This window comes from Phyllobacterium sp., assembly GCF_037994425.1.
Taxonomy (GTDB): domain Bacteria; phylum Pseudomonadota; class Alphaproteobacteria; order Rhizobiales; family Rhizobiaceae; genus Phyllobacterium.
This window is the reverse complement of sequence record NZ_JBBNAM010000178.1, coordinates 1-9,479: the sequence shown is the minus strand read 5'-3', so window position 1 is coordinate 9,479 and position 9,479 is coordinate 1. Positions and strand designations below refer to the sequence as shown.

Here is a 9,479-nt window from a genome sequence, read left to right as displayed (position 1 = left end):
GACCGGCAACGTATCGTTGATCTCTGATCACGTATCGATCGGACAACTTATCATCGCCACGGCCTTCGCGTCCATTGTCGCGCTTTTTGTCCTCGGGGCGTTCGCCGCTTCACTCTTTATCCAGCTAGGCAAACATAAGAACTGGCGCAGAGTCTATGCTCTCACACTGCTTGCAGAAGCGTGCTTGCTACTGGTGGTGGGAGCGCTTGATATTCAGGGCTCCGGCCTTTCACGAGGCACGCTGATCGTTGGCATACTCAGCTTCACCATGGGTATCCAAAACGCCGCCTCAACGCGCATATCAACGGGGCGTGTCAGAACCACCCATGTCTCGGGCGTAGCTACAGATATCGGCGTAGGACTGGCGACTTTGTGGCGATCACACAGCGCCGAAGCCAGCATTGCAACAATTCAGCGGTTGAAGCTGCATTCTGCAACGATCCTGTCGTTCCTGATCGGTGGAATCGCCGGGGTGGTAGCATACAGGTTCGTCCAAGGTGCCGTTTTCTGGGCAGCTTCGCTTCCGCTTTTCCTGCTGTGTGCAAGGTATCTCAGGCGCTGACGTTCCGCCATCGCGACCTCGGCTCGGTCAAAGTCCGGAACCTGGGGCTTTTACGAAGTCGATAAAGGCACGAAGCGTGGCCGGCATCTGCCGCCTGCTCGGGTAGTAAAGATAGAAGCCACCGTAATACGGGCACCAGTCCTCAAGCACTCGCACGAGACGCCGCTCTTCAACATAGGGCGATACCTGATCCTCGAATGTATAAGCGACGCCAGCGCCAAGAAGCGCTGCCTCTACCATCATATCCTGATCATCGACCACCAGGGCGCCGCCTACCTCCACGCTGAGTTCGACTCCACCTCGCTCGAATTCCCACGCATAAAGTCGACCGCTGCCGAAGCGGAGTCCGACACAGGGAAGGCCCCGGAGATGATCGGGCATCGTGGGCTTCGCGTAGCGTTCAAAGAACGCGGGTGATGCGACAATGGCGGTGCGCTGACGTGGGCCGATCGGCACTGCAATCATGTCCTGAGCAATCACCTCGCCGAAACGAATCCCGGCATCGAAGCCTTCGGACACCATGTCGACGAGATTGTTATCGACGACGATCTCGATGCTGATCTTTGGATTGGCATCGAGGAAGCGGGCGACGACCGGGAGGAGCACCATCTTCGCAGATGCACGGGCTGCGTTGAATCTCAGTCGTCCTACCGGAGTGCCACGCAATTCGTTCAGATCATCGAGCGCGTCCTCAATATCGCGAAATGCTGGCGCAACGCGGGAGAACAGCCGTTCCCCCGCCTCCGTCAGAGCAACACTGCGCGTTGTGCGATTGAAAAAGCCGCAAGTCCAGCCTTTCCTCCACCGCTTTCAAAGAAGGCTCAGTGCCGATGGCGTAACCCGATTTCGTTGGCGGCGCGGCGAAAGCTGCGGTGGCGCGCCAGCGCCAGAAACGACGAGAGGTCAAAGGGGGATACAGTTCGCATTGTTGAGTATTATTCATCAACTCAAGGAGAATCCAGTCGATTATCTCAACAGCGTTTGCGCGATAGAAGACTCCCACACCCGCCGATCACGGAGGGGCAAAGGCAAGTAGGAGGTTCAAATGCATACATGGTTCGTTACCGGAGCATCCCGCGGTTTTGGTGCTCTCATCGTGGAAAAGGCGCTCGCCAAGGGCGATCAGGTCGTGTCTTCGGCGCGCAATCCCAAGGCGATCATTGACCGCTTCGGCGAGCGGGCCAATCTTCTCGCCGTTGCCCTTGATGTCACCGACGAGGCGCAGGCGCATCAGGCGGTCAAGGAGGCAGTCGCCCGGTTTGGTCGGATCGATGTGTTGGTCAACAATGCAGGCTACGGACTCCTCGGGGCCGTTGAGGAGGCAAGTGGGGCGGAGATCGAGGCCCTTTTCCGCACCAACGTCTTCGGACTTCTTTCCGTGACCCGAGCGGTCCTCCCGCACATGCGCCACCAGCGATCGGGGCGAATCCTAAATTTCTCTTCAATCGGCGGCTATCAGAGCGGCCCGGGTTTCGGTGTCTATTGCGCGACGAAGTTCGCGGTGGAAGGGTTGACTGAAGCTCTCGCTGAAGAACTGAGCCCTCTCGGCATCCATGCCACTGCGATCGAGCCGGGCTACTTCCGCACCGACTTCCTGGATTCAACCTCGTTGACAATCAGCCCGATCGAGATCGACGACTATTCGGAGACGGCGGGGGCAATCCGCAGCAAGGCCAAGGAAATCAGTCACAATCAACCCGGTAATCCCGACAGGTTGGCCGAAGTTGTGATCTCATTCGTCGATACGGAAAATCCGCCGGTTCGTCTTCCGCTAGGCAGTGACACAGTTGCAGCGATCGAAGCCAAGCACGCATCGGACGCGGAACTTCTCGCCAAATGGCGCAAGGTATCGGTTTCGACCGACTTCGATCCGATTGTTTAGGTGTTGATGGAGTCCCGCCCATCCACTTCGCGGTGGGCGAGCTCCCAATCATTCTCGTGCGGATCGTTCTTATTCCATGCCGAGCGCGTTCATATAAAGTTCAAGGATAGCCTCTTCTTCCTTGCGCTCATTGGCGTCCTTCTTGCGAAGGCGCACGATTGTCCGGATGATCTTGGTGTCGTAGCCGCGACCCTTGGCCTCGGCCATAACTTCCTTGATATCGTCCTGTAGGGTGGTCTTTTCCTCTTCAAGGCGTTCGATGCGCTCGATGAACTGCCGCAGCTCCGCTGCTGCCACGCCTTCGACACCACCCTGAGCTGCCAGGTCATCCATGCTCACACTCCGCTCCTAGAAATCCATGCGCGACTCGCTTTAGCCGCGCGAAGGGTTCCGATGCCTGACCCGTGTATGAAGAGTCAAGGCGGGAGTCGTTATGCACAGGCACTCTGTTGCCCGGCCGAGTGCAATCGGTTCAATGCGAGGGTTTGTTTGCCTCGAATACGGCTTTTTGCGCCTCGCTTGCTTCGTGTTGATGCTTGGCCTGCCAATCTGCATAGGGTTCGCCGTAAATGATCTCGCGCGACTCTTCCTTGGAAATCGGAATTCCCTCGGCCTCGGCGGCTTCGCGGTACCAGTTCGACAGGCAGTTGCGGCAAAAGCCGGCAAGGTTCATCAGATCGATATTCTGCACGTCGCTGCGTTCGCGCAGGTGATCGACCAGCCGGCGGAAGGCGGCGGCTTCAAACGCCGTTTGTTGCTCATTCGTCAGCTTTGTCATGATTCGATCTCCGGTTAACTCAATCTACCGTCTCATCCGGCCAGGAAGGATTGGGGCCGGTTCGCGACCCAAAATGCTTCACAACGTGCATATCGGGGCTGGCATTGATGGCTTCAAGGATTGGCGCCAGCCGGTTCGCCCACTGTTCGATGCCGGCGCCGTCCGCGATGAGATCCTGCCGGACCTCGATGAGCGCATGCGCAAGGCCCGGAACGATGCAATGCTGGAACATCGTGTCGTTGCGCAGCGCGCCGTCATAGGGTTCGTTGTCGCCGACGAGTAATTTTGGATCGGCACGCAAACCCTCGAGCAGCGGTCTGACAGCCCGCCAGTCCTTGTCCCAAAGAATTCCCGCATGCCAGGGACGCGGCGTCGCCTTCCAGAAGGCCGTGAAGGAATGGATCGATATGACCAGCGGTGCCTTGCCACTCGCCCTCGCCACGGCATCAATCGCCTGCGCAACGGCGCCGTGATAAGGCCGATAATATTGATTGAGGCGCTTCTCACGCTCTTGGTAGGTCATCGGGTTGTTGCCCGGTATGATCGCCCCGTCAGATAGCTGCATGATCAGGGTCGGATCGTCCTCACCGCGATTGGGGTCGATGAGCAAGCGGGAGAACCCGCCAAGTACGGCGGGGACCCCGAGCATGGCTGCAAGTTTCCGCGTCAGCAGTTCAACGCCGATATCGTAGGCGATATGACGTTCAAACTCGGAAGACGGAAGCCCCAGCGAGCCGTACTCTTCCGGCAATTCGCGGCGGGCGTGATCGGCGATGAGGAGCAAGCTCTTGGCGCTATCGCCATCAACAAGATGAAAGGGAGAAAACGGCATGTCGCAGTGCTCTCGCGGCGGTTCGTTCGAAAGTTCTGTCTTTCATGGGTTGCACCGCTTTGCAACCAGGCATGAACGCCTCGAGATGACGAAGTTAGATGCTGATTGGGAGGTAATCCGGGCGATGGCGTTAACGCGTTGTAATTTATTTTCATAAAACTGCAACGTCGTGCAAATACGGTATCGCTTTGTAGCTTTTTTACATTTTGGCGTATCGTGAGCGCCCCCACGAATTTCATATCCATCACAGACATTTTAAGATGCGACGTATTAGAGGATTATTTTATGAAGAGAGCATTGGTAATGACATTCGCCTTTTCGATCGGTTCGGCCTTGCTTGCGGGGTGCAACGGATCGGACAGCAAGGAATCAGAGACTTCATCGTCCTCGTTCACGGAATTGAATGCGCAGGTTGCAAAACTTGGTGACACGTTGAAGCAGGGCCAAGGGGTCATCGATCAGCAAACCAAGAAGATTGACGAACAGAATCGCAAGATTGCTCAGTCTGAGGAAACGGCGACGGCAAGGCTCGCAGAAACGCAAGCGTTAAGGACCGAACTCGCGGCGGTGCAAGAAACGCTGACCGACATAAAGCAGCAATCCGACGCCAGCGTGAAATTCGATCCGCAAGCATTGCAGAAGAATCTGGATGCCCTGCAGCAACGGATCGACGCTGCTCCAAAATCACAATTGATCGAAGCAATCGACGCGGCCGTTAAGGATCTCAGGAGCAAGCTCCTAGACAGCGCCTCATTCGATCGAGTGGCGACCGAGGTCGCAAAGCTAACCGAGCTTCTCAAAGGTATAGACGCCACAACGCTTGCGTCGCTAACGGACACGCTTGCTGCCTTGCGCAAGGATATCGATGCAATCGATCCCGCTGGGGTTAAATCAATTCGCGAACGCCTGAAGGTCCTGGAAGATGCACTCAAAGGGACGGACTCCACGACGCTGGGCTCTCTGAAAGATGCGCTCGCCGCCTTGCGCAAGGACATCGATGCCAAACCCACGCTCGACCCCACAGCGATAAGGTCACTTGGTGATCGTCTGAAGGTCGTGGAAGAGCAGCTCAAGATAATCAATCCGCAGTTTGCAAGCGCTTGCTCGGACCCAGAACTGGACGACGCAGATGCAGTGACGGCCGCGCTCGACAGTCCGGCCAGCTCGCTCCCGGCCAAATTCCCGCCACTGGTCCCCTTGCCCGCGCACGGTCAGACATCAGGCAAGTCTGCAGGTCACCCTAACGTCATCGACCACAATCCTGACTGAAGGCTTCACCCCCACAACAAGCGTCAATGAAGCGGTGAACATGGCGTGGGGTGGCACCCCAGGCTATCTGCGGACCCGATTGAAGGCATCGACCGGCTTCGATCTGCCGATCAACCCACAAAAGATCGACAGCATGATGCCATGCATCAAGTTGGTGCTGCGTGATATCAAGAGCCCCCGTGGCGCAATCATTCGTCCGGAAGGCTATTCCATCGTAACTGGCAAGAACGGTATCGTTATTCGCGCGCCCACTGAGTCCGGGCTCTTCTACGGCATTCAGACGCTGCTGCAATTGCTTCCGCCCAAGGTCTATTCGGGCACCGTGCAGGCGACTAATTGGACCGTTCCCGCGATCAAGATTGTCGATTGGCCGCGCTTCACCTATCGCGGCACCATGCTAGATGTGGCCCGCCGCTTCTACACCGTCGACGAAGTAAAGCGCTACATCGATGAAATCGCACTGCTGAAGATCAATACGCTTCATTTGCATCTGACCGATGATCAGGGCTGGCGCATCGTCATCGACGAATTGCCGGATCTAACGAAGATCGGTGGAACGACCCAGAGCGGATTTGCCTCGAAGCCCGAAAACCAGTGGTTCTACACGCGCGATCAATACAAGGATATCGTCGTCTACGCGTCCGTCCGCTTCATCACCATCTTACCTGAGATCGATGGGCCGGGCCACACGCTCGCAGCCAAGGCGTCCATCGCAAATCTGAATTGCACCGACAAGACAGTCGCACCCTATTCGGGATTCGAGGTCCGCAACCCGACGATATGCCTTGACGATGAAATTCACATCGCCAATGCGAAAGCCTATCTCAAGACAGTGCTGACGAGCCTCGCCGCCTTGACGCCCGGACCTTATATTCATGTCGGGGGGGACGAGGCTCCCGGGATGACGCCGGCAAAGATGATTGCCTACGTTGCAGCGGCCTCAGCGCCCATCGCGGACGCGAAAAAGACGCTGATGGGCTGGCACCAGATTGCGCAGGGGACCTTGCCGGCTGGGACAATCCTCCAGTATTGGGGTGACGAGAGCTATAGGAAGACCATTGGTACCGCTTCTGAAGACAAGAATATAGCCGTGGTGAGAGCTGGCCTGAAACAAGGCGCAAAGTTCGTCATGTCGCCGGCCGATCACGCCTATCTCGATATGAAATATGAAGACACGACACCCTATGGTCTCAAATGGGAAGGGCTGGTGAGTGTCGAAAAATCCTATGGCTGGGATCCGACAACGAAATTGTCGTCAGCCGATGGCAAAGTCAAGCTGCTCGCCGAAGAGAACATTCTCGGTGTCGAGGCGCCCTTGTGGTCTGACCGGGCCTTCGAAGACAGTCTCTCCACCCCCTTGCCCACGGCTCCCAGCGACCGTTTCGTTTCGCCGACGCTCTATACGGACTTTATGGCGTTCCCCCGACTCGCTTCAGCCAGTGAAATCGGCTGGTCGCCTCTCGCGTCGCATTCGTGGGACAACTTCAAGGTCAGGCTCGGCTATCAAGGCGCGCGGTGGGAGGCTTTCGGCATAGGCTATTACAAATCGCCCGAAATCAGCTGGAAAAATCCTTCGGATGCGGTTGTCGTAAATCAGTGACCTCACGCGCAATACGATGTTTGGCCGCCACCGGTATCGCGGCGGTCAATTTCCTCAGCAGACGTGATCGTGAAGCTCTTTCAACCTAAACTGGCCTTGTTTCCGCGTCCCAGGCCTGCTCTTTCGTCGCAATGATCATTCTTTTGTCGCACTCTTCGCGGAACTTGCCATTCAAACGATTAGCGCGTTGACAATGCCCATGAAACTGCCGAAAAGAGGTTCGAAGACGGACGGAGGCAATATTGCGTGAGGGCATTGAATTCCACGCTGATCAGCATCAGCGGACGCGCCTGGGCAGCTTTCTAGCGGCTTTTTTATTCATATTTCTAGCGGCCAGTTTTGCGGCCCCGGAGAAGGCTCACGCAGACTTTCGCGTGTGCAATACCACACAAAATCTCGTCGGCGTCGCGCTCGGCTATCGGGCCAAGACCGGCTGGATCACTGAAGGCTGGTGGCATGTCAACGCCTCTTCCTGCACGACCCTTGTCGTCGGACCGCTGACATCGCGCTACTACTATCTCTATGCGGAAGACGCCCAAAGCGGCGGCCGCTGGGATGGCAAGATCAACATGTGTGTCGCCGAAAACCAATTCAAGATTACCGGAATCAATGACTGTTTTGCGCGCGGATTTCAGCGCGCGGGATTTCAGGAGTATGATACCGGCGAGCAGACGAGCTGGATGGTCCAGCTTACCGAAGAGAATCCTCCCTCCTCTCCAATTGTAACGGATACCCCTCCTCCATGAGACGTCGCCGCAAGGTCAAGATACTAGCCACCCTCGGTCCTGCTTCTTCCGAAGAAGCCATGATCCACAAATTGTTCGAAGCCGGCGCCGATGTGTTCCGCATCAACATGAGCCATGCCAGCCATGACCTCATGCGCGAACTGGTGCGCCGCATTCGCCGCGTCGAAAAGGACCTTGGCCGTCCGATCGGCATCTTGGCCGATCTTCAGGGCCCGAAGCTGCGCGTCGGCAAGTTCGCGGATGGCAAGGTCGACCTTACCCCCGGCCAGACGTTTACGCTGGACAACAGTGACACGCCCGGCGACAACACCCGTGTGTTCCTGCCGCATCCGGAGATCCTCGAGGCCGTCGAGCCCGGCCACCGCCTGCTGATCGACGACGGCAAGTTGGCGCTCGTTGCAGAAGCAGCCGACGGCAAGTCGATCCGCTGCCGCGTTGTCTCGGGAACCAAGATTTCCGACAAGAAGGGCGTCAGTCTTCCGGACACGACGCTTGGTGTCGGCGCCCTCACCGAGAAAGACCGGCGCGACCTCGATGCCGTCCTCCAGGAGGAAATCGACTGGGTCGCCCTCTCCTTCATCCAACGGCCGGAGGATCTCGCCGAGGTGCGCAAGATCGCGCGTGGCCGGGTAGCGTTGCTTTCCAAGATCGAAAAACCGCAAGCCGTGGCGCGTCTCGATGAAATCATCGAACTTTCCGACGCGCTGATGGTGGCACGCGGCGATCTCGGCGTCGAGATGCCGCTCGAATCGGTGCCGGGCATCCAGAAGCAGATCATCCGCGCCTGCCGCCGCGCCGGCAAGCCGGTCGTGGTTGCGACCCAGATGCTCGAATCGATGATAACGGCGCCTGTTCCAACCCGTGCGGAAGTTTCCGACGTCGCGACAGCCGTCTTCGAAGGTGCGGACGCAGTGATGCTGTCGGCCGAATCCGCCGCCGGCGAATATCCAATCGAGGCCGTGTCCACCATGGTGCGCGTCGCCGAGGAGGTGGAGCGTGACCCCAACTATCCCGGTATCATCCACGCCCAGCGCCCCGAACCAAACGCAACCGGGGCCGACGCTATTTCGCTCGCCGCGCGCCAGATCGCCGAAACGCTCAACCTGTCGGCCATTGTCACCTACACGGCTTCGGGCACCACGGGTCTGCGCGCTGCCCGTGAACGGCCGCTCCTGCCGATCATCGCTCTTTCGCCTGTTGTCGAGACTGCGCGCAAGCTGTCGCTGGTCTGGGGACTGCACTGCGTTGTCACGGAAGATGCGTCTGACCTAGACGACATGGTCGATCGCGCCTGCCACATTGCCTATCAGGAAGAGTTCGGCAATCCGGGCGACCGGGTCATCATCTCGGCGGGCGTTCCGCTGCGCACCCCCGGATCGACCAATATGCTGCGCATTGCCTATATCGGCTCGGACGGCCTGACCGGTATTTGATACGAGCAAGTCTAGCCTTGTTTCGCGAGGTTCGACCCATAAGTCGGACCACGCATCGTTTCCATGGCAGATAACCGCCTTATAGTTGGGATCGCGGCATATCGGCAATTGCAGCTTTCTGGCTTAGGTGCGCTGCCCGGTGAGTTCGTCAGCAAGCTCTCCGGCTTGCTTCTGCGCTTCGCGCATCATCGGATAAACGGTGAGAACCCTTTCGAAAGCCTGCAACGCAGCTTCCTTGCGGCCCGTGTCCTTTAGAATTGCGGCCATGCCGGCCATCGCGCCAAAATGCCTTGGCTCCAGCGCCAAGGTCTTCTGTATGTCGGCCATCGACCGTCCATAGTCATTCATGAGGAAATGCAGTGTGGCCCGCCGGTTCC

General features: G+C 57.7%; 10 protein-coding genes and 1 pseudogene. 6 read left to right on the top strand and 5 right to left on the bottom strand.

Annotated elements, in window-relative coordinates; translation table 11 throughout:
• The coding region (locus AAAB35_RS13000) for a YoaK family protein (RefSeq protein WP_340668692.1) at positions 1 to 562 on the top strand (562 nt) is incomplete at its 5' end.
• A gap of 27 nt (positions 563 to 589) precedes the next feature.
• On the opposite strand, the gene AAAB35_RS12995 is transcribed toward AAAB35_RS13000, so the two are convergent.
• The gene (locus AAAB35_RS12995) at positions 590 to 1,171 is read right to left on the bottom strand and encodes a LysR substrate-binding domain-containing protein (protein WP_340668691.1); all 582 of its coding nucleotides are present in this window, start codon (positions 1,169 to 1,171) and stop codon (positions 590 to 592) included.
• A 436-nt stretch (positions 1,172 to 1,607) separates the two neighbouring features.
• Here AAAB35_RS12995 and AAAB35_RS12990 point away from each other — a divergent pair, with 436 nt between their 5' ends.
• Positions 1,608 to 2,444 carry an oxidoreductase gene (locus AAAB35_RS12990; RefSeq protein ID WP_340668690.1) on the top strand — a complete coding sequence of 279 codons (837 nt, stop codon included), beginning with the start codon at positions 1,608 to 1,610 and terminating at the stop codon, positions 2,442 to 2,444.
• A gap of 69 nt (positions 2,445 to 2,513) precedes the next feature.
• Here AAAB35_RS12990 and AAAB35_RS12985 read toward each other — a convergent pair whose 3' ends face one another.
• The 3 genes from AAAB35_RS12985 to AAAB35_RS12975 form a co-directional block, all read right to left on the bottom strand.
• A complete protein-coding gene (locus AAAB35_RS12985) occupies positions 2,514 to 2,777 on the bottom strand; it encodes a DUF2312 domain-containing protein (RefSeq protein ID WP_027231195.1) in 264 nt (87 codons plus the stop codon).
• Between the two features lie 139 nt (positions 2,778 to 2,916).
• Positions 2,917 to 3,222, bottom strand: coding sequence for a DUF1244 domain-containing protein (locus AAAB35_RS12980; protein WP_340668689.1), 306 nt, complete (start codon positions 3,220 to 3,222; stop codon positions 2,917 to 2,919).
• A 19-nt stretch (positions 3,223 to 3,241) separates the two neighbouring features.
• On the bottom strand, positions 3,242 to 4,054 hold the full coding sequence (locus tag AAAB35_RS12975) for an N-formylglutamate amidohydrolase (protein ID WP_340668688.1): 813 nt from the start codon (positions 4,052 to 4,054) through the stop codon (positions 3,242 to 3,244).
• A gap of 285 nt (positions 4,055 to 4,339) precedes the next feature.
• On the opposite strand from AAAB35_RS12975, the gene AAAB35_RS12970 reads away from it, so the two are divergent.
• From AAAB35_RS12970 to pyk, 4 genes are all read left to right on the top strand, one after another.
• A complete protein-coding gene (locus AAAB35_RS12970) occupies positions 4,340 to 5,323 on the top strand; it encodes a hypothetical protein (RefSeq protein WP_340668687.1) in 984 nt (327 codons plus the stop codon).
• Between the two features lie 40 nt (positions 5,324 to 5,363).
• Positions 5,364 to 6,923, top strand: a complete 1,560-nt coding sequence (locus AAAB35_RS12965) for a family 20 glycosylhydrolase (RefSeq protein ID WP_340668686.1) — start codon at positions 5,364 to 5,366, stop codon at positions 6,921 to 6,923.
• 320 nt (positions 6,924 to 7,243) lie between these two features.
• On the top strand, positions 7,244 to 7,669 hold the full coding sequence (locus AAAB35_RS12960; protein ID WP_340668693.1) for a DUF1036 domain-containing protein: 426 nt from the start codon (positions 7,244 to 7,246) through the stop codon (positions 7,667 to 7,669).
• Complete coding sequence (pyk, locus tag AAAB35_RS12955; protein WP_340668685.1) at positions 7,666 to 9,102, top strand: pyruvate kinase; 1,437 nt, start codon at positions 7,666 to 7,668, stop codon at positions 9,100 to 9,102. The genes AAAB35_RS12960 and pyk overlap by 4 nt, the downstream gene beginning before the upstream one ends.
• A gap of 123 nt (positions 9,103 to 9,225) precedes the next feature.
• Here the strand turns inward: pyk and AAAB35_RS12950 are convergent.
• Positions 9,226 to 9,479, bottom strand: a pseudogene (locus tag AAAB35_RS12950) (hypothetical protein); the annotation flags it as partial.

What these genes read in the sequence shown, in the direction of transcription:
- AAAB35_RS12985 (WP_027231195.1), bottom strand. Translation starts at nt 2,777, where the DNA reads ATGGATGACCTGGCAGCTCAGGGTGGTGTCGAAGGCGTGGCAGCAGCG.
- AAAB35_RS12980 (WP_340668689.1), bottom strand. Translation starts at nt 3,222, where the DNA reads ATGACAAAGCTGACGAATGAGCAACAAACGGCGTTTGAAGCCGCCGCC.
- AAAB35_RS12975 (WP_340668688.1), bottom strand. Translation starts at nt 4,054, where the DNA reads ATGCCGTTTTCTCCCTTTCATCTTGTTGATGGCGATAGCGCCAAGAGC.
- AAAB35_RS12995 (WP_340668691.1), bottom strand. Translation starts at nt 1,171, where the DNA reads ATGGTGCTCCTCCCGGTCGTCGCCCGCTTCCTCGATGCCAATCCAAAG.
- AAAB35_RS12965 (WP_340668686.1), top strand. Translation starts at nt 5,364, where the DNA reads ATGGCGTGGGGTGGCACCCCAGGCTATCTGCGGACCCGATTGAAGGCA.
- AAAB35_RS12970 (WP_340668687.1), top strand. Translation starts at nt 4,340, where the DNA reads ATGAAGAGAGCATTGGTAATGACATTCGCCTTTTCGATCGGTTCGGCC.
- AAAB35_RS12990 (WP_340668690.1), top strand. Translation starts at nt 1,608, where the DNA reads ATGCATACATGGTTCGTTACCGGAGCATCCCGCGGTTTTGGTGCTCTC.
- pyk (WP_340668685.1), top strand. Translation starts at nt 7,666, where the DNA reads ATGAGACGTCGCCGCAAGGTCAAGATACTAGCCACCCTCGGTCCTGCT.